The following is a 24626-nucleotide window of genomic DNA, read 5'->3' on the forward strand; positions in this document are numbered from 1 at the left end:
TCTGGCGAGGACGCAGGCGACACGCCAATCGTGGTCACCGGCACGCGAATCCGGGGCGCGCGGATCATAGGCGACGTGACGACAATCGATCGTGAAACGATCGTCGAGGCCGGGCAGGTCGACCTCGGTGAGGCCATCCGCACGCTCCCTCAGAATTTCTCCGGGGGCCAGAACCCCGGTGTCGGGTTTGGGGCCGGGGGAGCAAACAGCAATGTCAATTCGGCCTCGAGCGCCAACCTGCGCGGGCTAGGTGCCGACGCAACGCTCACGCTGCTGAACGGGCACCGGCTGCCCTATGACTCCGCCCTGCAGGGTGTCGATATCTCGGCGATCCCGCTTGCCGCTGTCGAGCGGATCGAGGTTGTTCCCGACGGGGCATCGGCAATCTACGGATCGGACGCGGTCGGCGGGGTGATCAACGTGATCCTGCGCCGTGACTTCGAAGGCGTCACGACCTCGGGTCAGCTCGGGGCGAGCACGGACGGGGGCAATTTCCGGCAGCAGGCCGACATCGTCGCCGGCACCAAATGGAGCACTGGCGGTGCATTCATTGCCTATGATTTCGCAAATAATGGCGCGATCAGGGCCGACCAGCGCGACTATGCCAGGTCTCTCGATGGGGAGACCTTCCTCTTTCCGTCACAGCGCCGCCATGCGCTGACCATCTCGGGGCACCAGGAGCTGGGCAGCGGAGTACGCGCAGGTCTCGATGCGCTCTATTCCTCGCGCACCTCGCGGATTGTGAGCGGCACGCCCGCAGCACGGTTCATTTCCGAGCCGGAGGTCGAAAGCTATACGCTTGCGCCGTCGATCGACGTTGATCTGGGCAGCGGATGGGAAGCGCGGGTCCTTGGCGTCTACGGTGTGGACCGCACCAACTTCCGCACCGATTTCCTGCCCCAGCCCGGCACCGGCAACGTCACGACCGGCTGCTTTTGCAACGAGGTCGTCTCGATGGAAGCAGGCGCGGAAGGGCCGCTCTTTGCCCTTCCCGGCGGCAGTGCACGGCTCGCCTTCGGAGCGGGTTTCCGCAACAATAGGCTCGATTTCACAAGAGAAGTGAACGGCACTGCCGCGGCTGCCTTTGACCGGACACGGCGCAGCCGCTTTGCCTATGGCGAGCTCTACCTTCCGGTCATCGCACCCGACAACGCCATCAGCGGCGTTGCCGAACTGACTCTCTCGGCGGCGCTGCGATACGAGGATTATACCGATCTTGACCGGCAGGCGACTCCGCGTCTTGCGGCGACCTATGCGCCGGTCGAGGGCCTCAGGCTCCGGGCGAGCTGGGCGCGCTCCTTCAAGGCGCCCACGTTGTTCCAGCAGTTTACCCCCTACCAGGCTTTCCTGCTCCCGGCTGTTGCCTTCGGAACCGGATCGCCGGGTCAGACGATAATCTTCACGAGCGGCGGCAACCCTGATCTTGAATCCGAGCGGGCGCGCAGCTGGACAGCCGGGTTTGAGCTCGAGCCCGAAGCAATCCCGGGCCTTTCGGTTTCGGCGACATGGTATGATATCCGCTACACGGACCGGGTGGTGCAGCCGATACCAGGCTCAATCGCCGCCGCCTTCCGCGATCCGGGCTTTGCCAGCCTCATCATCCGTAATCCCGAAGAGGCACTGCTCGACAATCTGATCGGTGGAGCTCAGTTGGGCCTCCAGAATTTCTCGGGTGCCCCTTACAGCCCTGCCGGGGTTCTGGCCTATATCGACAACCGCAACATCAATGTCGCGCTCCAGAACATCGAGGGCATTGATGCCCGGATTGCCTGGAACCGGCGCCTCGCCCCTGACAGGAGTTTTGGCTTCGAACTGGCGGGCAGCTGGCTGGACTCAAGCCAGCAGCTGACGGCAGATCTTCCGCAGGTGCAGCTGTCGGGCACGGTCTTCAATCCCCCGCGGTACCGGGCGCGCGGGACGGCGCGCGCCGAGATTGGCGGCCTCAAGGCCAATGCGGCGATCAACTACACCGGTGCGCTGGCGGACCTCAGATTCGCAACCGAAAGTCGCATAGCACCGCAGGCAACATTCGACCTTGGCCTGAGCTATGACGTCATCGCAGGCGAGGGCCGCGAACCCGGGCTGACGGTCTCGCTCACGGTCCAGAATATGTTCGACCGCGAGCCCGAGGTGATCAGGATCACCGGCCCGAACGATACGCCCTATGACTCGACCAACTTCTCGCCGATCGGCAGGTTCGTTGCCCTTGGCATCAGGAGGCACTGGTAATGGGCCTCCTGACGGCGGCAGTCCTTGCCCATTCGATTGTTCCAGTGGCGGACATTCCTGTGCCGGAGGGTAATCCCTGCACGCTATCCGAACAGCAGACAGACATTCCGGCCGGAGAGGCCGTCTCGATCGATGATCTCGTTGAGCTGGCGGATATTGGCCGCTCGGACCCCAACGAGACGGTCAGCCCCTACGGTATCTCGCCTGATGGCCGGCAGATCGCCTTCCTGATGCGGCGTGGCAATGCGCAGACCAACAGCTACTGCCAGAAGCTGCTGGTCATGCCGCTCGATGGAACTGGCACACCAAGAGAGATCGCCCGCGACGCCGCGTTCATCCGTGACGACTTCGCGCTGCGCACATTCGTCTCGGTGGCTGCCGGCTGGGCCAAGGTGATCGTGCCACGCTGGTCGCCGGATGGAAGCACGATCGCCTGGCTGGGCCAGGCCGACGGGATCAGCCAGGTCTGGATGGCTGATGCGGACGGATCAGCCGCACCGCGCCAGATGACGACCTCGCCCGACAATGTCGACGACTTCGCCTGGACCAAGGACGGGCGAGGCATCGTCATTGCCACCCGCCCCGGGCTCAGGCGCGCGGCTGAAGCGATCGCGGCCGGCGCGCGCCGCGGATATCTCTACGATGAGACGGTCTCGCCCCAGTTTGGCGTCCGGCCGATCCCGACGGGACCGATAGCAAGGTCCTACGCGAAGGTAGACGTCGGTTCCGGGCAGGTCGGTGCTGCCGGTCCGGACGAGGTTGCCCTGCTCGCCCCTCCGCCGCCTGCGGATGCACCGGAGAGGGCACGGCTGTTCACGCCGGGGTCAGCGGGCGTCGCTGCATGGCTTGAACCGAAACTCCCCGAAAGGTTCATCTCTCCGTCGCGGCTGGTCCTGCGCCGCGATGGGCGGGAGATGCGGTGTGACAGCGCGCTGTGCGAAGGTATCCTCCGCCTGTGGTGGTCGGATGCAATGAATGCGTTTCTGGCGGTCCGCAAGACCGGTTGGGGCATGTCAGCAATGGGCATCCTGCGCTGGGACCTGGATGAGCCCGCCCCGCGAGAAGTCATGGTCAGCGACGATATGCTGATCGGCTGCAGCCCCGTCGGCGTCGAGCTGATTTGCGCCCGTGAAGGCGCTGTGAGACCCCGCAGGCTGGTCGCCCTCGACCCGCGCAGCGGAGCGGAGCGTCTGGTTTATGATCCCAATCCCGAATTTGCGGCGCGGAAAACCGGCCCGGTGCAGCGCTTCCGGTTCCGCAACGCCTATGGTGTCGAGAGCTATGCCGATCTGGTGCTGCCTCCCGATCACAGGCCAGGCGCAAAGCATCCGCTGGTGGTGGTCCAGTATATCAGTCACGGGCTGCTGCGCGGCGGCTCGGGCGACGAGGTGCCGATTCAGCCACTGGCTGCGAGAGGATTCGCTGTCCTGAGTTTCGCGAAGCCCGATCTGGTTCCGCAGGTTGCGACAGCCAGGGATTCGACCGAGCTCCTCAAGGCAAACCGTGTCGACTGGCTCGACCGCCGCAATGGCCAGTCCTCGCTGGAGATCGCGGTCGGCCTCGCTCTGGAGACCGGCACGGTTGACCGGGAACGCATGGGAATCACCGGCTGGAGTGACGGCGTGTCCTCGGCACAGTTCGCGCTGATCAATTCCGACCTGTTCAAGGTGGCAGCCCTCGGGTCCTGCTGCGAGGACATGTACAGCTATGTGCTCGCAGCAGGACCCGCCTACAGCGCATTCACCCGCAGCATCGGGTACAAGTTCTTCGAACCGGGTGATGCGGAATTCTGGCGGCCCATGTCGCTCATCCAGAATGTGGACCGGGTATCGGCACCGATCCTGATCCAGAATGCCGACAGCGAGTACGAGGGCGGTCTCGATGTTGTCGAGGTGTTCCGGCAGAACGAAAAGGCCATCGCGCTCTATGTTTTCGAGGACGAGACCCACTACAAGTGGCAGCCGGCCCACCGGCGATCAGTCTACGAACGCAACATACGCTGGCTCGAATTCTGGCTGATGCACCGCCAGCCCTGCGATGCTGACGCTGCGACACAGGCGGAACTTGAAAGATGGCAGGCCATGCCCGACGCACCTGCACCGGAAGACCTGACCTGCGTCCCACTGCCCTAGCTCTGCCATTCCCGCGCCCAGTTCTCGGCTTCGACGAGGTCGAGGACCCTGTAGATCACGGGATCGTCCCGGTCCCGATCGGTCTGCAGCGCTCGTTCAACGGCGCCCATGTCGATGAGGCCGGCCTCGTCGAGAATGCCGCCCGCAAGAAGCTCGCGAAAGATTCTCCGGTTGCGGTCGAAGATCGCCCCGAGGAAGCTGTCAGGCCCGGCCTTTGATGTCCTGCGATGGAGGACCTGCGGCAGATCGCCGGCAAAGGCGATGCGGGCAAGTGCGCGATTGATCCCGCCATGGCACCAGAGCCATGTCGGAAGGGACAGACAGAGCTCGAGTATCGGTTGGCTCATCAGGGGCGAGAAGCGCCTGACGGGGTTCGCGGGCCCGTGACAGTGGAGCTGTGCGCGCATGATCAGGGCGAGATGATCTTGTTTGCCGCCGTGCCATGCCGCCACCTCCCTGTTCCAGGGCGCCACCGGCGACAGGGCCGCGAAAGCAGGCGCACAACCGCGTGTCAGGCGCGCATCTGCAGGCCATGGCGGAAATCCGGGGCGACCCAGAAAGCGGCGCAGGGTGGCCCGCGCCATTTCACCAATATCGGCTCCTGTGACGCTGCACATGTCGAGCAGGGTCCTGGGCCATTGCGAGAACAGGCCCTCTGTCATGAGGCGGTCGACCACTGGCGCGGGAGAATGCAGGTAGCAGAACAGGTTGTCTCCGCCGTTGCCGTCCCAGACACTCAAGGCACCGTGGCGACTGCATGCTCCCGCGAGCATGGCATCGACACGCGTCAGGAAAGATTTGCGCGAAGGGCGTGGCAGACCGGCCGACGCGGATTGGAAGGGATCGAAGTCCTCCGGCGCATAGATCTCCTCGTGAAGCCGGACGCCTAGGTGGCCGGCAAGCTGCCGGGCTGCGGGCCTTTCGTCGCCGCCAGGATCCCGCGTGGCGAGCGTAACACAGGAAAAGGGCAGTCCTGCTGCCGACAGCGCGCCACAGATCAATGAGGAATCCACGCCTCCGGACACTGCGACCACCGGAGCGCCGAGCGCTTCGTGCCAGGTTTTCATGACGGCCACCGCCTCATGCCGCAGCAGATCCGCAGCCTCTTCGAAGCTTGGCGATTTTCTGTCAGGCAGGAAACTGCCTGCGCGCCAGAGCTGGCGTTCTGACAGCACACCGCCCTGAAGTGAAGTGATGCTGCCGGGACGCAGTTCACGTACACCCTCAAGGCATGTGGTCGTGGTGCGTAGTTCGGGACGGGCAAGGAAATCCCCCAGTGCCGCCAGATCGATCGAGGGATGCGAGCCATCAGCCGCAAACAGCAGGCGCGCCTGCGATGCGACAAGCAGATGTGTCGCTGTCATGCGACTGAAGACGGGCATGAGACCGCCAGGGTCAGGCAGGAGACCGATCGTATCGCCGCTGGCGAGGACAGCGAGGTAGGTACCCCAGAACCTGGTGATGAGCTGCACGGCGGCGGCATCGGGATCAGGGGGCTCATCCGAAGAATCACCGGGCAAGGGAGCCGGCCCATCGCGGCCGAAGATATGGCCCAGCACCAGCCCGACGCTTCCGAGGGCATGCACCGGGGTCGCACAGCCTGCCCAGTAGCGGGCCTCCGGCTCACAGAGCGAGTCAGGAATTGACGCAGCCGTCGGCAATTGCTGCTGCACGCCTCTGGCGCGGAGCGGAATCGCGAGGGCAAATTGCACAGGTGTCACAGCACCAGCAGAGGTGTGAAGCGCTGCACCTCGTCCCAGGTGTCGTTGAGGACCACAGGTCCTGCCTGCACCCAGCAATGGGCGCCGAACGGAGAACGCTTGACCCCGATGACGACAGTACCCCGCACGCCGTGGCCTGCAAGCACCAGTGCGAAAGCGATCGAGCGGGGAAGACAGCGATTTGCGGCTGTCTTCAGAAGCCGTGCCTGATCAAAGGCGCGGACGAAACGGGTAATGACGACGTCAGTATCGGCAACCGTACGCCCGGCTGCCTGATCCAGCAACCGGCGGGTCGAACGCATGACGGCGCCGAAGCCGGTCGACTTGATCCGCCGTTCGATGCGCCGCTGCATCCATAGAGCGCGGGCAATATCCGGAAGCGAGAATGCGGGATGATCGTCCGCATGCCAGGCGCCTGATGGCTCCTCCCATTCTTCCGGCAAGGCGAGGCCGTCGGGCAAATGCCAACCGGCAAGGTTACCAGACGTCATCCGGGTAACGACGCCGGCATTTTGATCGTCCGGCAGCCGGAAATACCTGTCGCCTGCAAGATCGAGAAAGATGATCTCGCCCTCCAGCGCGCGCCATGCATGGGTTGCGGAATCGGGTAGATGGGACATGGAATAAACGAGGTGCGCACACCGGCTGGCGTGCGCACCTCGCGAACTCACTCGCCGGCAACGCCGGGAATGTAACGCGACGGCCCGGTGCTCAGATCGACGTCGAAGACCGCGTTGCCGCGCGTTTCGACCGAAGCCTTGCCGAGATCGAGGGGACGTTCGTCCCGCGTGTTCGGATTGTGCATTGCCTTGCTCCTCTTTGCTGAAGTGCGACTCCAATCGTCGCGATGCCGAGGATGTGCCGGGTCGCCAAGCCACGCTATTTTATAATGATTTTATAATCGGCAGGGGCCGCAGCTCATCTTCCTGACGCTACGTCCTTCGCTGCGTTCCGTCTCTGCCTGGCAAACTCGCGGTCCGCTGCGATGAAGCGCTCGATGATCGGCGCGACGAGCGCAGATGGCTGCGGTGCGCCCTCGCTGACCCCGCCATTGAGCGCGACGGCGTATTCGGCAAGGCGCCGGTGCAGCCGCGCCGGAATTTCGATCGTCAGCTTCACCGGGGTATTGCTGTTGATATCGGATAGCTTGAGCCGGGTCATTCACGAGTTCCGAATTCAATGTCGCGGGTCACCATGACCCGAACCGGGTAACCGGGGCGGATGGTAAGGGTCGGGCGGATGGCGAGTTCGCGCGAGACAATCTGCTCGCCTGCCCGGTTGATGCTGTCCTGACTGCCGCGACGCAGCGCCCGAACGAGATTGTCATCATTGCCCGCTCCAAGTTCACCACCGACACCGAGCAGCGTCGATACGAAAGCTGCCTTGAGCACGCCGCCCCAGTGGTAATCGACGCGGTCCTCAAGCCCGGCAAAGCCGGACGGATCGGCAGCGGGCTGGCGATCCAGCTCGATCGAGCGTCCGTCGGGCATAATCAGCCGGTTCCAGGCAAGCAGAACGCGGCGCTGCCCGAAGCCTATCTCGGACTCGTAATCGCCGACAAGGCGCGCGCCTTGGGGTACGAGCAGGCGGCTTCCCGTCACGCTGTCATAGACGTTCTGGGTGACCTGCGCTGTGACGAGCCCCGGCTGATCAGAGCGAATGCCGGTGATCAGTGCAGCCGGGATGACGGACCCGGCGAGCAGTGTGTGTTCGCTGGCTGCAGCGCCAAGCCGCCCGGCCGAACGCGTTTGCGGTTCGGACACGCGGTCGCGAATTCCCGCGGGCGCAGTTCCCGCGTCGGCCGGCACGACCACAGCCGGACCGTCAGACGGCGGGGCCGGCGAAGCGGCCAGCCGATCGGAGCGGCTGCCCGCGCCCGTGAACACGCCGCTCACCCGCACGGCCTCGCGCTCCTGCTCCCTTCGCATGCGCGCCTGTTCGCCGGGGTCGGGGCCACCGACCGATGCCGCAGAGGGCGCTGCAGGCGGCAGTTCGGCGACAGCGCCGCGATCCTGCGCATCGAGGATCGGCTTGCCAAGATCGCCAGGGAGCGGCGGGCCGAGGCGCGGGACCTTGCTGTAATCGGTGGGCGCTGACGCGAGCCCATCGGCCACTGCGATGCCGCCTGTGTTGTAGACTTCTGGCTCGGTCCCGCCGGATGGCGAGCGAAGCGCGAAGATCAGCGCGCCGCCGACCAGCGCGAGAGCGGCTGCGCTCGCGAGCCCGACCGCCTTTCGCGACAGCCGCACGACCCGGGGATGATCGCCGTGCAGCCGCACCACGGTCTCGGGGTCCTCGGGATGCTCCGGTCGCTTCGCTGCGGCTTGAGGCAGCTGTTCGCCCGGCGGGATCACGAGCCGCTCCAAGCGCGATTGACGATCCGTACGCGCTGCTCGCGCCGTCCCGCCCCGAGGCGCAGCTCGGCCTTCGCGAACAACCGGTCGATGATAAGGTAGCGGCCTGACACCCGGTAGTTGGCGAGCTCGGCCGTACCGTCCTCACCGACCACAAAGAAGGGCGGCAGCTCGGTCTGTGCGATGCCGACGGGAAACTCGACCAGCGTCCGCCGGCCGTCGTCGAAGATCCGCACGGGACGCCAGCTCGGCCGGTCACCTGCAATCTGGTAGTCGAAATTGAGCTGCTCCAGCGCCAGGCCCTGAGCGAGTGGCTCTGCGCGCGCCGCGGCCTCCTCGGCTCGGCGCAGGGCGATGAGCTCGTCGGCCGGATAGGTCCAGCTGACCGAGGCCATCCAGATGCGCGGCGTCGCACGCAGTTCGAGATGATAGGTTCGGCGATCGGTGTTGATGACAAGATTGGTGGATATGTCGGGCCGCGTCGGCTTTACCAGAATGTGCACGCGAGCCGTCGCTCCCGTTCCGCTCAGCGTGTCGCCGATCATCCAACGGACCGTGTCCCCTGCAGCGACAGGACCCGGGCCGACCAGCTTTTCCCCCTCCTGCAGCGTGATGTCGGTCACCTGCCCGGGCGCGGTATAGACCTGAAAAAGCGCGCCTTCGCGCCAGGGGTAGCGCTGGATCGCGTTCTCGAAACCCGCACCTTCGGGTTCCACCCGCGCCGCCCGGTTCGCCGCTCCCACTTGGCTCCGGGGGTCGGGGGCATGGCCGGAGTCAGGGGAGCGGCGCGCGGCAGCGGGGGCAGACTGCCGCGAAGGCGGAGCGGAAAGGTTGAAAGCTTGAGCAACCTGGGTGAGCATTGGCGACGAAGTCGGCGTTGCCCCCGAGGCCGGCGCGAACAGCATGGAGGCACCGCCCATTATGAGGGCCATGGCGTGCAAGATTCTGTTGGGGCGTTTCATCAGCCGAGTTCCTTTGACCAGTTGATCGAGGTGACGAAGATGCCGAGCGGGTTGCGCGACAGGGCATCGGGCGTGCGCGGCGGTTGCACGGCTACGCCGAGGATCGCGGTCCAGCGGCTGCTCTCGGCGAGCGCGCCATCGCGGTAGCGGCGCTCGGTCCAGGCCACCCGGAAGCTTTGCGGCGAGGCGCGGATCACGCTGGTGACATCGACCGCCACCTGCTCGCGGCCGATCAGTGCAAAGGGGTCAATGAGCCGAGCATGGTCGTTGAGCGCCAATGCGCCGCGGTCGCTGACAAAGTCATAGGCGCGCAGCCAGTTGGTGCGCACCACCACCGGATCGTCGGGAAGCGCGCGGACATGCTCGATAAAACGCGCCAGGTGGAAGGCAATCTGCGGATCGCTCGGATTGAAACCCGCCTCGGCGGGCGCAACGCTGCGCGCCTCGCCGAGCTTGTCGACCTCGACCACCCAGGGGACAATCGTGCCGCGTGCGTTCTGCCAGATAAGCGCTGCCGTCAGCGCCGCCGAGAGCCCCAATGCGCCGAAGAAGGCATAGCGCCAGCTTCGCGCCTGGACCCGCGCTGATCCGATGCGTTCGTCCCAGACCTGGCTCGCGCGCTGGTAGGGGGTCTCGGGCTGCAGGGTCTTGCCGTAACGGATGGAGGGGCGTCGGAACATCGGCACTCTAGTCCTTCTCTCGCGTGTCGATCGATGCGCCCGCCCCGTGGCCGTCTCCGCTGCGCACCGTGTGCACCGCGAGCGAGACGGCCTGGCCCAGGCTCTGGCGCTGCTTCATGGTTCTTGCCCAACCGGGCATCGCCCCTCCGGCGGGCTGCTCATCGTGAGCAGCACCCGGTGCGGGCGTGATGTGGCCGCCCATGTGTCCGACCGCGCTGCGTGCGCCGTCGCGGAAGCTCGAGCGCGCGCTGTCGGCGGCTGTGCGCAAGGGGGATGTGGCGACACCGGCCGCGGCCTGTCCGACGCCGGCCATGCCGCTGGCGACCGCAGCGCCGCCGCTCTTTCCGGCCGAACCGATGGCATAGGCCATGGTTGCGCCGCCTGCTGCGCGCGTGGCACCGCCAGCAACAGAGGAGGCGGCGCTCGCGACGGCGCCGCCGGCCAGCCTGGCGCTGGCAAGGCCGCCCGCAGCCACGCCGCCTGCGAGCAGGGCCGTGCCCGCGGCTGCGCCTGCGCCCAGCTGCGGACCGCCGGCAACAATGCCGTTGGCAATGCCGGGGCCGAAGATACCGAGTCCGAGCAGAGTGAGGCTCGCGAGCACGATCGCCAGCGCGTCCTCGATGGTCGGCTCGCCGGGAATGGCATTCTGGAACTCGGCAAACAGGGTCGAGCCGATGCCGATGATGACGGCGAGCACGAGCACCTTGATCCCTGATGAGACGACGTTGCCGAGCACGCGTTCGGCGAGGAAGGCGGTCTTGCCGAACAGGCCGAAGGGGATCAGGACGAAGCCGGCAAGCGTCGTCAGCTTGAATTCGATGAGGGTGACGAAGAGCTGGATCGACAGGATGAAGAAGGCGATCACCACCACAGCCCATGCGATGAGCAGGATCACGATCTGGAGGAAGTTCTCGAAGAAGCCGACATAGCCGACGAGATCGGCGATGGCCTCGAGCATGGGCCAGGCGGCATCGATGCCGACCTGCGCGACGCGGCCGGGCCGGAGCAGGTCAGCGGCGCCGAGTCCTGAACCGCTTGCCTTGAGACCGAGCCCGGCAAAGCTGTTGAAGATGATGGTGGTGAGCGCGCTCCAGTTGCCGATGATATAGGCGAAGATGCCGACGAAGAGCGTCTTCTTCACGAGGCGCGCGATGATGTCCTCGTTCGCGCCCCAGCTCCAGAACAGGGCTGCCAGAGTGACGTCGATCACGATCAGGGTCGTCGCAATGAAAGCGACCTCGCCCGACAGAAGGCCGAAGCCGCTGTCGATGTATTGGGAGAAGATCGCGAGGAAGCGATCGACGACACCGGTTCCGCCCATCTCAGTCGCTCCCGCTTGCGGTCGGTTGAGGCGCACCGGCAGAGGGAGCAGCGTTCTCGTCGCGCCTGCCCGCGGCGTTCGAAGGCGTGGCGCCGAAGAAGCGCCGGCGCTTTTCGGCCCATGCGGCGCGGCAGGCCGGTGAGGAGAGCTCCTGCTCGCCCAATGTGCTGCAGGCACGCAGCTGCATCGCGAGCGGATCTACCTTTGCCTCCGCACCCGGCAGCGGCGAGCGTCGAGCTGCTTCCGGCTCTTCGCGCAGCTGAACGAGCGTCATGGCCAGGGCGAGGCCGACGAAGATGGCGGCACCGATCTGCAAGGGGCGTTTGCTTTCCATTGCGGTTCAGTTCCCGCCCGGACGGGACTGGCCCGGCACATAGCGGGGCCGGTCGGCGAGGAACCGGCGCAGCTGCTCGCGCGCCTGTGCCTTGGCGGCGGCGCGTTCGGCTGCATCGAGCGCCTGCGCGCGGTTGGCGGCTGCCAGCGTGGCGGTGAGGTCGGCAAGCTGGCGCGCCTGCAGGGCGAGCAGCTGGTTGCCGGCCTGCGCGGCCTGCAGCGCGCCGCGCGCGGATTGGCTGGCGCTCAGCAATTCGCCGATCGCGCTGCGCGACCCTTCGATGTTCGCGACCGCGCCTGCCTGGACCTTGAGTGCGTCCTCGAAGGCAGCAACGCTGTTTTGCCAGCGCGCTTCTGCGCCATCCACCAGCGCCTGCTGCGATGCACCGAGCGTAACCCCCCGGTACTGTCGATCAAAGGCGGTCTCGACCGCCTGCACGTCGTAGGCGATGCGCTGGGCCTGTTGCAGCAGCTGCTGCGTCTGGCGGATCTGGTCCTGCAGGGGCTGGGCGATTGTCTGGGGGAGGCTCTCGAGGTTCCTCGCCTCGTTGATCAGCGACCTTGCCTGGTTCTGCAGCATGCGGATCTGATTGTTGATCTGCTCGAGCGTGCGCGCCGCAGTCAGCACATTCTGCGCGTAATTGGTCGGGTCGTAGACGATGCCGCCAAACTGTGCCTGTACAGGCACGGGAGCGATGGCGCCGGTACAGGCGAGGGCGAGCGCGCTCGCCGCCGCGAGGTTGCGGATAGGTCTGTTCATGCAGGGTCTCCTTGGTGGAGGGTGGGGGAACGCGTACCGGCGATGGCTGCGGGCAGCAGGCTCGCGGCCCAGCCATGCCCGCGATGGGTCAGCCACGCGGCGGCAAAGCCTTCGCGGCCCGCCTCCGCGTAAATCCGGGCGATGGCGTGCTGGTCAATCTTCGACGAGGCAGCGGCAAAGGCGAGCGCCACCTCGCCAAGCCCGAGGTCGAAGAGGCGATTGCCGCGCGCCGACTGGCAATAATACTCGCGCTTGGGTGTCGCCCGGCTGACGATCTCGATCTGGCGATCATTGAGACCGAAGCGCCGGTAGATCGCAAGAATCTGCGGTTCGCGCGCACGTTCGTTGGGCAGGAACACCCGTGTCGGGCAGCTCTCGATGATGGCCGGAGCAATCGCCGAACCTTCGATATCAGCAAGGCTCTGGGTCGCGAAAATGACGCTCGCATTCTTCTTTCGCAGCGTCTTGAGCCATTCGCGCAATTGCGCAGCGAAGCCCGGGCTGTCGAGGACCAGCCAGCCCTCGTCGATGATGATGAGGGTCGGCGCGCCGTCGAGCTGCGCTTCGATCCGGTGGAAGAGATAGGAAAGCACCGCGGGTGCTGCCGCGGATCCGGTCAGCCCCTCGGTCTCGAAGGCCTGAAAGTCTGAAGAGCCGAGCCTTTCGCTTTCGGCGTCGAGCAGGCGCCCGAACGGGCCGCCGAGACAATAGGGCGCGAGTGCCTGCTTGAGTGGTTGCGACTGCAGTAGGACGGCCAGTCCGGTCAGGGTGCGCTCGGCCTGCGGCGCGCTCGCCAGCGATCCGAGCGCAGTCCAGAGGTGCTCTTTCATTGCGGGGTCAAGCGTCACGCCTTCCGAGGCGAGTATCGCTTGCAGCCACCCGGAGGCCCAGGCGCGTGTCGCCGGATCATCGATCCTTGCAAGCGGCTGCAAGAGAACTGTGTCATCACCTTCGGACGCCAGACTCGCGCCCAGGTCCTGCCAGTCGCCGCCGCAGGCGAGCGCGGCAGTGCGAATGGAACCCCCGAAATCAAAGGCGGCAATCTTTGCGCCCGGGTAGCGCCGGAACTGCATCGCCATGAAAGCGAGCAGCACCGATTTGCCCGCGCCGGTCGGCCCGACCACGAGCGTGTGTCCGACATCGCCGACATGCAGCGCGAAGCGGAACGGGGTGGTGCCTTGCGTGCGCGCGTAGAACAGCGGTGGTGCGCCCCAGAGCGGGTCGCGCTCTGGTCCGGCCCAGACGGCCGAGATCGGCAGCATATGCGCAAGATTGAGGGTCGATACCGGTGGCTGGCGGACATTGGCGTAGAGATGGCCGGGGAGCGATCCGAGCCAGGCTTCGAGCGCGTTCATGCCTTCGGCGATGCAGGTGAAATCTCGGCCCTGAATGACCTTTTCCGCCTGGCGCAGCTTCTCTGCGGCCCGCCCTGCGTCCTCATCCCAGACTGTTACGGTTGCCGTGACCAGTGCCATGCCGACATGGTCTGCACCAAGCTCCTGCAGTGCCAGGTCGGCGTCCTCGGCCTTGTTCGCTGCATCGCTGTCCACGAGCACCGAGGCCTCGCTCGTCATCACCTCCCTGAGGATCGCAGCGACCGACTTGCGCTTGGCGAACCACTGGCGACGGATCCTGCCAAGCAGCTTTGCCGCATCCGCCTTGTCGAGCATGATTGCGCGGGTCGACCAGCGATAGGCAAAGCCCAGGGTGTTGAGCTCGTCGAGCAGCCCCGGGAACGTCACGCTCGGGAAGCCGATCACGCTGAGGGTGCGCAGATGGGCCCCGCCAAGGCGCGGTTCGAGCCCGCCGGCGAGTGGTTCATCCGCCAACAGCGCATCGAGATGCATCGGGGTCTCCGGGACCCGCACATGTTGCACCCTGCTCGAGATGCAGCTGTGCAGATAGGTCAGGGTCTCGCTGTCATCGAGCCAGGCCGCCTCGGGAAAGAAGCCCTCGAACAGGCGCAGCATGCGGTCGGTTCGATCGACGAAGCCGGCGAGCAGCTCGCGTGGATCGACGCCTCTGGTCGAGCGGCCCTCATAGAGCCAGGCCTCGGCCCGCGCTGCATCCTCGGCAGGCGGCATCCAGACCAGCGTGAAGAAATAGCGGCTCTCGAAATGCACGCTCTCCTGCGCAAATTGTGCGGCGCGCTCGCGCTCGACGAGCGCCGAGGCCGGATCGGGAAACGTGCATCCCGGATAATCCTGCGCTGGGCGCCTCACGGCCTCGACGAAGATCGCCCAGCCAGATCCCAGACGCCGCAGCGCGCTGTTCAGGCGCGCGGTGATGCCAACCAGTTCGGCGGGTGTTGCGCTGTCGAGATCGGGGCCCCTGAAACGTGCGGTCCGCTGGAAGCTGCCGTCCTTGTTGAGGACCACCCCGGGCCCGGCCAGCGCGGCCCAGGGCAGGAAATCGGCGAGCCGGTCTGCTTTACGACGGTATTCGCGTAAACTGAACATCATCAGATCTCGCAGAAGACAGGGAAGCGCAGGTGCCGCCGCGCGACATCGACAAATTGCGGGTCGCGCCGCGCGGCCCACACCGCAGCGGCGTGGCCGAGCGCGAAGCAGACGAGCCCGGCAATCCACAGCTGCAACCCAAGCCCGATCGCGCCGGCCAGTGTCGCATTGGCTATCGCGAGCCCGCGCGGCGCTCCGCCGAGCAGGATATGTTCGGTGAGCGCGCGGTGGACCGGAACCACGAAACCGGACGGCCAATCGGGCATCCCGGTTTCCATCAGACCAGCGCTCCCCCGCCGAAGGAGAAGAACGAGAGGAAGAAGGACGAGGCCGCAAAGGCAATCGAGAGTCCGAACACGATCTGGATCAGGCGGCGGAAGCCGCCCGAGGTATCGCCGAATGCCAGGGCGAGTCCGGTGGCGATGATGATGATCACCGCAATGATCTTGGCGACCGGCCCCTGGATTGATTCCAGGATCGCCTGGAGCGGGGCTTCCCAGGGCATCGACGATCCGGCGGCCTGTGCGGGGCCGGCGACCAGCAGGGTGAGCAGGCCGCCGGTGGCAAGGCAGGAGAGGCGCGAGCGCGCAAAGGGCAGAATATTCATCACAAGGGTTCTCCATCGTTCGTGACGAGTGGGGCGAGCACGTATTCGCCGCGCGGATCGAGGCCCCGCACCGCGGCAAGTTCGGCAAGGCGCCGGCCGCTGCCGTCCCGCGCGAGGACTGCGATGACGTCGATCGTTTCGGCGATCAGCGGGCGTGGAACGACGACAACGCATTCCTGGATGAGCTGCTCGAGGCGGCGCAGCGTGCCCAGGGCTGAGCCTGCATGGATGGTGCCGATGCCGCCCGGGTGACCCGTGCCCCATGCCTTGAGCAGGTCGAGGGCTTCGGGCCCGCGCACCTCACCGATCGGGATGCGGTCCGGTCGCAGGCGAAGCGCCGAGCGAACGAGATCCGACAAGCTCGCCACCCCCTCCTTGGTGCGGAGCGAAACAAGATTGGGCGCCGCGCATTGCAGCTCACGCGTGTCTTCGATGAGGATAACGCGGTCATCACCTGCAGCGACCTCAGAGAGCAGGGCGTTCACCAGGGTTGTTTTGCCGGTCGATGTGCCGCCCGCGACAAGAATGTTCCGGCGCCCCCGCACAGCATCTGCAAGGGCTTCAGCCTCGGCATCCCGCATGATGCCGGCTGTGACATAGTCGCCGAGCGAGAAGACCGAGACCGCAGGTTTGCGGATCGCAAAGCTCGGTGCGGCAACCACCGGTGGCAGCAGGCCCTCGAAGCGTTCCCCGCCATCGGGAAGCTCGGCCGAGATACGCGGCGCACCGCTGTGCACTTCGGCACCGACATGGTGCGCGACGAGCCGCACAATCCGCTCGCCATCGCTGGCCGACATCCCGAAGGGCGTCGCGCAGATCCCGCTGCCGAGCCGGTCTACCCAGAGGCGCCCGTCGGGGTTGAGCATCACCTCGATGATGGCAATATCGGCGAGCCAGCTGGCGATCTCGGGCCCGAGCGCGGTGCGCAGCATCCGCGCGCTGCGCGAGGGCGGGTCCGGAAGGATTGAAACGACGCTCATTGCGGGCCTCCGGAACGCGACCGACCACCGGACGCGCTTGCGAGGCCCAGCAAGAAGACACGGATCAGCGACAAGGCAACAGTGCGTTCACGCGAGCAAGAAGCGGCGCAGAAACGGGAACCCCGGCGTAGGGCGCATGCGGACGAATCTCGCGCCGTTGCATCGGTTTCGCGGCGTCCAATAGTCGTCGGCACCTCGTGGCATTGCGCCGCGCGATCGCGATGCGGTCGCGGGCCTGCCATTAGGATCGCGGGTAATCTCGGACAGGAATGGATTGCCCGGATCCGATTGCCGCCCGAGTCCTGAGTTGGCAGCAATTGTCACGACAAACCGTGCTGGCTGTCGCAAATTCGGGCTCTCGACATGGAGAAGGCCGATGCGCGAATTCTCAGACCAGCCCATAAAACGCTGCGCGATCTACACTCGCAAGAGCACAACTCATCTCCTGGACCACGAGGTCAACTCACTGGTGACCCAGCGAGAGATCAGCAGTGCCTATATCAAGAGCCAGCAATACAAGGGCTGGGTCGAGTTGCCGCAGCACCATGACGATGGTGGCCATTCCGGCAGCGGACTCGAACGCCCGGCGCTCGCCGAGCTGATGCGGGATATCGAAGCCGGAAAAGTCGATGCTGTGGTGGTCTACAAGATTGACCGGCTCACAAGGAGCCTGCTCGATTTCGTGCGCCTGATCGAGATGTTTGACCGCCAATCGATCACGCTCGTGTCCATCTCTCAGGCATTCGATACCTCGGACAGCATGGGACGGATGATCCTCAATGTGCTGCTGACCTTTTCCCAATTCGAGCGGGAGCTGATCGCCGAGCGGGTCCGCGACAGTATCCGCACGCGCAAGCGCCATGGGCGAATCCACGGCGGCTTGCCGCCGTTTGGCTATATCGCCGGTACCGACGGCATCCACATTGATGAAGCTGAGGCCGCGATCGTGCGGTTCATTTTCACTGAGTTCCTTCGGACCCGGCGCTACACGGCGGTGATGCGTGCAGTGCGGGAAGCGGGTTACTGCAGTTCGGTCAAGCTATCTCGCCGGGGGGTGCCACGCGGGGGGACCCCTATGTCGCCCGGTACAGTCTACGGTATTCTGCGCAACCCGATCTATGTCGGGCAGATCCACGGTCATGACACGACTTACCAGGGCCTCCACAAGCCGCTGATAAGCGAAGCCACATGGGTAGCGGCCCAGGCCCTTAGCGAGAAGCGCAAGAAGCGGTCGCCGCACGCGAAGGCAACGCATCATTTTCTTGCGGGCTTGCTCTGGGATGATCTGGGCCGGCACATGCTGCTCGATCTCAACTGGCAGCGCGGGCGCACTTACTGCGCTTATGTGTCAAGCAATGCGGCGTGGTCGCAGGTCGAGTATCGCCGCGCTTATCGCTGCAATGCCGACAATCTCGACAGGACCGTTTTGGCCGCCGTTTGCGAGTTCCTCGGCGACAGAGGTAAGCTCCGTGGGGCTCTTAAGGGCCTTGGACTGTTCGGTAATGAACTCGACCAGCTCGCCGCTCGCGGCAAAGTGCTCAGTACGACGCTCGAAGATATCCGGCCGGAATGGCGCGCGGATCTGTTCCGGGCGCTTGTCCACCGGATCGAGATCGCAGAAGAAGTCGTGTCGGTTACTTTTCGGTCACTCGAGCTGCGCCGTCTCATGGCGTGGGATGGAAAGACGGCGTTCAGAGGCCGGGCTGCAGATTGGCCATGCAGCGACGCCTGTTATGTTCTTGACGTTGATGTGCGGGTGATTACCGCCGAGCGGTGGCCTTCACTCCATATCAGACCGCGCCCGGATGCTCCCGGCGCGCTTCCCGATCCCAAGCTCGTCGATCTGATCAGAGCGGCGCGGAAAGCCCAGATCCTCGTGGATGAGCATCGCGACCTGTCGATTGAGGCCCTCGCTAAGAAACAGGGCTGCCGCCCGACGCACTTTGCCCGCCTTATCAGGCTGAATTATCTTGCGCCCGACATCGCCACGTCGATCCTTGACGGCACGCAGCCGACCAGCCTCGACCGCAAAACGCTCCTCGACTCAAATGTTCCGACCAGCTGGTCCGTGCAGCGAAAACTCTTCGGATTTCCTGCGCAGGAGCGCGCGTTGGCACCCAGAACGCTTTACGGGCGGGGTTTGTGGCCTTCAAGTGCCGGGCGGAGGCCTGCTAGCGAGTAATCTCGAAATCTGCGGCGTTCTGGTTGCTTCTTCAGCCTTGTCCGGCAGTCCTCAAGGAAGGGCGAAGATTCCCGATTACCGGGATGTGACGCCCGGTCGGCTCAATGTTCAATCCATCTGCAGTCGTCGACTTAAAGCACAGAGCGGGCAATTTCAGCGGAAAGAAGATCGAGAGCCATCTGCATGTGGGCAGCGCAAGCCAGATGGCCCGCATCCTCAAGCTCATTTATGAGCTCCTCTATCCGTTGCAAATGGTCTGCATTCATGTTGATTATTGTCCAGTGTTCAGTCAAATTATCAAAGTGCAGAAGGGCGCAACAAAAGAGATGTGGAACTTTGTAATTGATACTTGAGCGTACTGCAAGGCGATGGCGACGCTGCTCGATGTCGTGCAGCCACAGGGGGGCCTCAACACGCACTCGGCGTATTCCGGGAAAAGATATTTTATGGCGCACGCCGAGAATGCATGAACTCACCTTGGAGTGTACCGCTGGCCGACCATTAAGACGAGCGCGTTACGGAATTCTAAACCAAAAGAAGATCCGGCGTCCGGCGTCCGGGGTCGATCTCTCTCCGAAACATGCTGCATGACTGGCGCGCCGGTTGAAATCGTGCGTCCTCGCCGTCGTAAAAGACGGTCCAAGACGCACTGGTTTCGCATCCATGTCGAAAGGTTGGCATGCTGTGTGGTCAGGGCTTGGGTAGATTTTTGGAGCTTGCGCGCTGGTAGCCAGATAGAGCCAATCGCCTGGCCTGCTCGCCACATGCTCTTCTTCAAGTTTGCGGTCGCGAGATCTGCGCCGCCCATTGCGGCGCGCCGTAATGGCCCGGCCGGGTAAGGGGCGTGAGGTGTAAAACCTGCAGTTTGGCAAGCGCCGCAATCAAATGAGTCTCTGAATTTAAATCGATTTAAACCATTAAAATGATCAGGCCCGTTGCATAACCAATTCCTTTAAGTTAATTTGCTGACCTAATTGGGGAAGAGGGTCGCCTTGTCCATATTGATAAAAATACTCGGTCAGAGGGATACTCTGACGCAAAGGAGGCTTTTGCTTTTGGCAATAATGTCCTCTTACGGAAAATCGCTGATGCTTTGGTTGAGGCCTGATTTGCGCCTTAACTCCGGGCGGTGTCAACGCGCGCCGGCCGTGCTTCAATTATGGGCTCCCCCCCATTCTGGTCCAAGTCTGCGGTGCGCGTGGGCTTGTTCATGGACGTCAGCAGCTTTTCGGCAAATCCTCTTCTGCCTGCTCAAAGAGCGAGAGTGATTAGACTGAATCAGTTTTCCCCTTTGGGAGGAGATCGGTCGCCATGCCGATGAATAAAGCAGAAGACATGAATCTCTTCGAACATCTCGAAAAAATTGACGTATTGATTGCCGAAATAAAGAACTATGCGAGCCGTTCGATTGGCATTGACGAGCAGGTGCCCTCTTCGGCGCGAACTGGATCGGCCGTCGATATTGCTCTCAGGATTTATCGCCAGCGTAGAGCGCGTGCGAAGCACTTTTCTGTCGAGAGGTTGTTTGGCGAGCCGGCGTGGGACATGCTTCTGGACCTGTTTATCAGGCAGGAGCGCGGGGAAGTGGTGTCCATAAAGAGCGCTTGCATCGGGTCTATGGTACCCCACACGACGGCGCTGCGGTGGCTCAATCTACTTGCCATGGAGGGGTTGGTTGCTCTTGAGGACGATCCCGCCGATCACCGACGCAGGAACGTCATCCTGAGTCCTCGTGCCATCGAGGCTATGGCAAATTTTCTTCATGAGATTGAGGACTGACTGAGAGGCGCCGCCGGACCTTTAAAGCGCCAGATCTCATGCAGCCAACCCGAGCACCAACGGACAATGCACGCAGGTTTGAGTGCCGCCGAACGAAGTCATAAGTAGTCTCACGGAAGAGGTCCATGGGAATTACCCTGATAGAATCGCTTCTCAGAACAGGTGCGGGGGGCAATATAATGGCTACACATCACTGTCCGAACTGCGGGGTTCAACTGAAGGACTTTGATGCACTTTCGTTTGGAAACGTAACTATCGATGAGCCGGGCAGGTTGGCCTATAATGCTGACCCGGTTTATCTTCCGCCTACTCAATTCATTCTGGCTGACGCTCTTGTCCGTGCTCGTGGCAGAAGCGTAACGCGCTCGATGTTAGCAAATCTTTTGAGTTCGGAAATCAACGACTCCTCAGTTACCAAGTATATAAACAGATTGAGAGAGGCATTTCGAACATTCGATCCCAATTTCGATCAGATTGAATGCGTGAAAGGCTTCTCCGCCTATCGATGGATTTATAGGGAAGTTAAGTAAATATACGAGTTATGCTCACGTATATGTGTTTCTCCATAAATTCCCCAACAAGGTTAATTAGACTAAGCGCCCAATTATATGTCCGGCATCGGGGCTTGTGCTCCGATTTGTCAAGCCGGAGTAATACATGGGTGCCCGAAACCATGAATGTGGCGGTTCTGAAGAGCTGGCCAGAGATAGGATAGCTCCGCGACAGGCGCGGGCAGCGCAAGGCGTTTCGCGCCGCATGCTTCTTGCGACTTCGACGCTTGCCACCGCCGCATGCGGCGGAGGTGAAACGCCGAAGGCGACAACCGGACCCGTGTCACAGCCAGGACCAAGCCCTGCTCCGACGCCCAGTCCTACGCCCACGCCGACGCCAAGTCCTACGCCCACGCCGACACCCAGTCCGACACCCGCGCCGACGTCATCGAACCAGCAAATTACCCCGACGAGGCAGGCTGCTGCACGGGGATTGCTGCATGTCACTTTCGGCGCAAGCCCGGCTTTGATCGACCAGGTCGAGAAGGAGGGGTTTGCCTCATGGTTGAATCGTCAGATCCCTGTGTCCAACGATTCCACGTCGGTCGATTTCTTTTCCTCTCGCGGAATGGACGCAATCGATACGAATGCGCATTTCAGAAACGAACTGAACTTCGATGCGATGATCTGGTCTCAGCTGCTTTCGCAGGGAAACCAGGTCCGAAAGCGAATGGCCCTCGCATTGTCCCAGATCTTCGTGGTTTCTCTCACCGGGATGAATCTTCCATGGCGGCCGCAGGCCGTGGGCGCCTATTGGGACCTTCTGAATATCCACGCCTTCGGCCGGTTCCGTGATCTGCTTGAGGCCGTCACCCTTAGTCCCGCCATGGGGGCATATCTCAACATGCGGGGAAGCCAGATGGGCGATCCCGTGACCGGCAGGGTCCCCGACGAGAACTATGCTCGCGAAATCATGCAGCTGTTCTCAATCGGCCTCGTCCATCTCAACATCGACGGCACCCCGAAGCTCAGCAACGGAAGGCCGATCGAAACATACACGAACGCGGACGTGGAGGGGCTCGCCAAAGTCTTTACCGGCTTCAACCTCGACTATTCGGGCGTGCGCGAATTCCCGTCTCCGATCCCTGGCCCGGCAGTTCCCGATGTCCGGCTTGTCCGTCAACCGATGACGTCTGATCCCTCGCGGTGGAATCCTCCTTCTTCGCGATCGACACATTCCCTCGAGGAAAAACGCTTTCTCGGCACCGTCATCCCGGCGGGGACCGGGCCAGCTGATAGCCTCAAGATCGCCCTCGACGTCCTTGCAGGTCATCCGAATGTCGGTCCCTTCATCGGCAAGCAGCTGATCCAACGGCTGGTCACAAGCAATCCGAGTTCCGCCTACGTCGCCCGAGTGGCGGCGGTGTTCAATGACAACGGCCGCGGGGTTCGCGGAGACCTGGGCGCAGTCTTCCGCGCCATCGCACTCGACCCCGAAGCGACCGATCCGAGCACCGCACAGAACCCGCTATTCGGGAAGTTGCGCGAACCGATCGTCAGGTTTGCACAATGGGGAAGAACCTTTGGAGCGCAATCAACTTCAGGCGCATGGAAAATCAGGGACCTCAGTCCGGAATACCTCCTCAACCAATCCCCCTTCAGATCTCCGTCGGTCTTCAACTTCTTCAGACCCGAATATGTCCCTCCGCGATCTCAGGCCATGGCCAATAATCTGGTCGCGCCGGAATTCCAGATCGCGAACGACACAACCGTCGCCAGCTACGTCAACTATATATGGCGAACAGTTGAAGACAATGTCTATTGGTATGATGATATCAAGGCTGACTACACATACTTTCTAGATATAGCCGATCAACCTTTGAAGCTTTTGGATGCACTTGATCTTGCACTTACCGCAGGTCAGCTCAGTGAATTTTCCAGAGTCACCATACTCGGTGCCATAGAGTCGATCTCCGTATCGTCTCCGGCCGACCAGAACGGGAAATTACAGCGCCTGCGTCAGGCAGTGATCCTGATCATGTGTTCAAACGACTACCTGATCCAGAAATAGAGGGTACGATGCACATCTTACGTATTGGGGACATCACGCGCCGGACGTTTGTCCGGCGTGCCAGCGCACTCAGTCTGGCAGGAGCCGGCTCGGGCTACGCACTTGGCCTTGCAGGCCTTGGCGATGCCGCAGCTCAGTCACAACCCAGCGATTACAAGGCTCTCGTATGCATCTTCCTGTTCGGAGGAAATGACCACGCGAACACGCTTATCCCCTGTGATGCTGCAAACTATTCCCGCTATGCATCAATCAGGGGCGGCAGCGCTGGTGTTGCAATTCCGCACGAACAATTGGCCGGGACCGCTTTGGTCCACCCGCAAGATCAGGTCCTCACCGACGACCTGAGATTTGCGCTTGCGCCCGCGATGCCAAACCTTGCGAGACGCTTCAATGAAGGCAAAATGGCGACGCTGCTTAATGTAGGTCCGCTGATCGCCCCCCTGACCAAAGCCCAGTTCGAGAGCGAGAACATTGGCTCTTTTCCGAGGCCGGACAAGCTCTTTTCTCACAACGATCAGCAGTCGACCTGGCAGGCCTTTGCACCCGAGAGGGCACGTTTCGGTTGGGGCGGGAGGCTCGGCGACCTGATGCTCTCGCACAACCAGAACGCCATGTTCACTGCGATCAGCACCAACGGCAACTCTGTGTTCGTTAATGGCGAGAACACGACAGCCACAAACATCAGTCCATATGGCCCGATCAAAATGTACCCCGCGGCGGGCACGAGCACATTCTCGACAGCTTTGCTGGCGCTCCTCAAACAGCAAAGCCAGAATGTCCTCCAGAACGATTATGCCCGGATCAACGCACGTTCGATCGAATATTCCGGCTTCATCGATAGCGTTCTTTCCAATTCACCGGAGCATACGAGATTTGGTGATCCGAACTCAATTTCGGGTCAGCTGTCTACGGTCGCACGCCTGATCGCCGCGCGCCAGCAGCTCGGTGTCAAGCGCCAGATATTCTTCGTGACCATGGGCGGTTTCGATAATCACGATGACCTCAAGACGAAGCATCAAGGCCTGTTGGCCGCGCTCGACAGCGCGGTTGGCCGGTTCTACGCGTCAATCGAACAGCTCGGCGTCGAGAACGCTGTCACGACTTTCACAGCATCGGATTTTGGTCGGACCCTGAGCTTCAATGGTGATGGAACCGACCATGGCTGGGGATCGCATCACTTCATTCTCGGAGGAAGCGTCAACGGTGGAAGGTATTATGGACGTGCTCCCAGCATCTCGCTCACAAGCGACGATCAGGTTGGACGCGGGAGACTCCTTCCGACGACGTCCGTTGACGAATATGCTGCGACACTCGGTCTCTGGTTTGGCGTCTCGCCGAGCAATCTCGGGTTCGTGGCACCAAATATCGCCCGATTTGCCAGTCCCAACCTTGGGTTCATGCGCCTTTGATGCGCAGACATTGTTTTTCCAACAATAGGATTTCATGTTGCGAAAAGTCGCCTGGACTTAAGGGCTTGCACATGTCTCTGGCCGATATGCTTTCGGCCCTGAGGGGGGTATGAATTATAGAGACCCCCATCATAGGGCCGCAAGATTTAATCAAAT

At 62.9% G+C, this 24626-nt stretch carries 22 protein-coding genes; 8 read left to right on the forward strand and 14 right to left on the reverse strand.

Annotated elements, in window-relative coordinates; all coding sequences use genetic code 11:
* Positions 1-75: 75 nt before the first annotated feature.
* Positions 76-2229 (forward strand): TonB-dependent receptor, encoded by a 2154-nt coding sequence (locus KVF90_RS04665; RefSeq protein ID WP_264393690.1) that lies wholly within the window; start codon positions 76-78, stop codon positions 2227-2229.
* A complete protein-coding gene (locus tag KVF90_RS04670; protein ID WP_264393691.1) occupies positions 2229-4361 on the forward strand; it encodes an Atxe2 family lasso peptide isopeptidase in 2133 nt (710 codons plus the stop codon). Before KVF90_RS04665 ends, KVF90_RS04670 begins: the two co-directional genes overlap by 1 nt.
* Here KVF90_RS04670 and KVF90_RS04675 read toward each other — a convergent pair.
* The 14 genes from KVF90_RS04675 to trbB form a co-directional block, all read right to left on the reverse strand.
* Entirely contained in the window at positions 4358-5920 is a 1563-nt protein-coding gene (locus KVF90_RS04675) for an asparagine synthetase B family protein (RefSeq protein WP_264393692.1), read from the reverse strand. The two genes, KVF90_RS04670 and KVF90_RS04675, sit on opposite strands and share 4 nt — an antisense overlap.
* Before the next feature lie 158 nt (positions 5921-6078).
* Positions 6079-6702 (reverse strand): lasso peptide biosynthesis B2 protein, encoded by a 624-nt coding sequence (locus KVF90_RS04680; protein ID WP_264393693.1) that lies wholly within the window; start codon positions 6700-6702, stop codon positions 6079-6081.
* Between the two features lie 47 nt (positions 6703-6749).
* Complete coding sequence (locus KVF90_RS04685) at positions 6750-6887, reverse strand: hypothetical protein (protein WP_264393694.1); 138 nt, start codon at positions 6885-6887, stop codon at positions 6750-6752.
* 113 nt (positions 6888-7000) lie between these two features.
* The gene (locus KVF90_RS04690; RefSeq protein WP_264393695.1) at positions 7001-7243 is read right to left on the reverse strand and encodes a DUF2274 domain-containing protein; all 243 of its coding nucleotides are present in this window, start codon (positions 7241-7243) and stop codon (positions 7001-7003) included.
* The gene (locus tag KVF90_RS04695; RefSeq protein WP_264393696.1) at positions 7240-8436 is read right to left on the reverse strand and encodes a TrbI/VirB10 family protein; all 1197 of its coding nucleotides are present in this window, start codon (positions 8434-8436) and stop codon (positions 7240-7242) included. Before KVF90_RS04695 ends, KVF90_RS04690 begins: the two co-directional genes overlap by 4 nt.
* The gene (trbG, locus tag KVF90_RS04700; protein WP_264393697.1) at positions 8433-9398 is read right to left on the reverse strand and encodes a P-type conjugative transfer protein TrbG; all 966 of its coding nucleotides are present in this window, start codon (positions 9396-9398) and stop codon (positions 8433-8435) included. Before trbG ends, KVF90_RS04695 begins: the two co-directional genes overlap by 4 nt.
* Positions 9398-10078 carry a conjugal transfer protein TrbF gene (trbF, locus tag KVF90_RS04705; RefSeq protein ID WP_264393698.1) on the reverse strand — a complete coding sequence of 227 codons (681 nt, stop codon included), beginning with the start codon at positions 10076-10078 and terminating at the stop codon, positions 9398-9400. The genes trbG and trbF overlap by 1 nt, the downstream gene beginning before the upstream one ends.
* 7 nt (positions 10079-10085) lie before the next feature.
* Positions 10086-11399, reverse strand: coding sequence for a P-type conjugative transfer protein TrbL (trbL, locus tag KVF90_RS04710; RefSeq protein ID WP_264393699.1), 1314 nt, complete (start codon positions 11397-11399; stop codon positions 10086-10088).
* A 1-nt stretch (position 11400) separates the two neighbouring features.
* Complete coding sequence (gene trbK-alt, locus KVF90_RS04715) at positions 11401-11733, reverse strand: putative entry exclusion protein TrbK-alt (RefSeq protein WP_264393700.1); 333 nt, start codon at positions 11731-11733, stop codon at positions 11401-11403.
* Between the two features lie 6 nt (positions 11734-11739).
* Positions 11740-12492 (reverse strand): P-type conjugative transfer protein TrbJ, encoded by a 753-nt coding sequence (trbJ, locus tag KVF90_RS04720; protein WP_264393701.1) that lies wholly within the window; start codon positions 12490-12492, stop codon positions 11740-11742.
* Positions 12489-14951: a conjugal transfer protein TrbE gene (gene trbE, locus KVF90_RS04725; protein WP_264394672.1), complete on the reverse strand. Its 2463-nt coding sequence runs from the start codon at positions 14949-14951 to the stop codon at positions 12489-12491. The genes trbJ and trbE overlap by 4 nt, the downstream gene beginning before the upstream one ends.
* A 2-nt stretch (positions 14952-14953) precedes the next feature.
* Complete coding sequence (locus KVF90_RS04730) at positions 14954-15229, reverse strand: VirB3 family type IV secretion system protein (protein ID WP_264393702.1); 276 nt, start codon at positions 15227-15229, stop codon at positions 14954-14956.
* Positions 15229-15558 carry a TrbC/VirB2 family protein gene (locus KVF90_RS04735; protein WP_264393703.1) on the reverse strand — a complete coding sequence of 110 codons (330 nt, stop codon included), beginning with the start codon at positions 15556-15558 and terminating at the stop codon, positions 15229-15231. Before KVF90_RS04735 ends, KVF90_RS04730 begins: the two co-directional genes overlap by 1 nt.
* On the reverse strand, positions 15558-16490 hold the full coding sequence (gene trbB / locus KVF90_RS04740) for a P-type conjugative transfer ATPase TrbB (protein ID WP_413677007.1): 933 nt from the start codon (positions 16488-16490) through the stop codon (positions 15558-15560). The genes KVF90_RS04735 and trbB overlap by 1 nt, the downstream gene beginning before the upstream one ends.
* 424 nt (positions 16491-16914) lie before the next feature.
* Here trbB and KVF90_RS04745 point away from each other — a divergent pair, with 424 nt between their 5' ends.
* From KVF90_RS04745 to KVF90_RS04765, 6 genes are all read left to right on the forward strand, one after another.
* Positions 16915-18720 (forward strand): recombinase family protein, encoded by a 1806-nt coding sequence (locus tag KVF90_RS04745; protein WP_264393705.1) that lies wholly within the window; start codon positions 16915-16917, stop codon positions 18718-18720.
* A gap of 104 nt (positions 18721-18824) precedes the next feature.
* Positions 18825-19073, forward strand: coding sequence for a hypothetical protein (locus KVF90_RS04750; RefSeq protein WP_264393706.1), 249 nt, complete (start codon positions 18825-18827; stop codon positions 19071-19073).
* Positions 19074-20031: 958 nt separating this feature from the next.
* Positions 20032-20499, forward strand: coding sequence for a MarR family transcriptional regulator (locus KVF90_RS04755; protein WP_264393707.1), 468 nt, complete (start codon positions 20032-20034; stop codon positions 20497-20499).
* Positions 20500-20678: 179 nt separating this feature from the next.
* Complete coding sequence (locus KVF90_RS17415) at positions 20679-21029, forward strand: winged helix-turn-helix domain-containing protein (protein ID WP_413677042.1); 351 nt, start codon at positions 20679-20681, stop codon at positions 21027-21029.
* Between the two features lie 127 nt (positions 21030-21156).
* On the forward strand, positions 21157-23061 hold the full coding sequence (locus KVF90_RS04760; protein WP_413677008.1) for a DUF1800 domain-containing protein: 1905 nt from the start codon (positions 21157-21159) through the stop codon (positions 23059-23061).
* Positions 23062-23069: 8 nt separating this feature from the next.
* A complete protein-coding gene (locus tag KVF90_RS04765; RefSeq protein ID WP_264393709.1) occupies positions 23070-24470 on the forward strand; it encodes a DUF1501 domain-containing protein in 1401 nt (466 codons plus the stop codon).
* Positions 24471-24626 lie beyond the last annotated feature (156 nt).

It is taken from the genome of Porphyrobacter sp. ULC335, assembly GCF_025917005.1.
Classification (GTDB): domain Bacteria; phylum Pseudomonadota; class Alphaproteobacteria; order Sphingomonadales; family Sphingomonadaceae; genus Erythrobacter.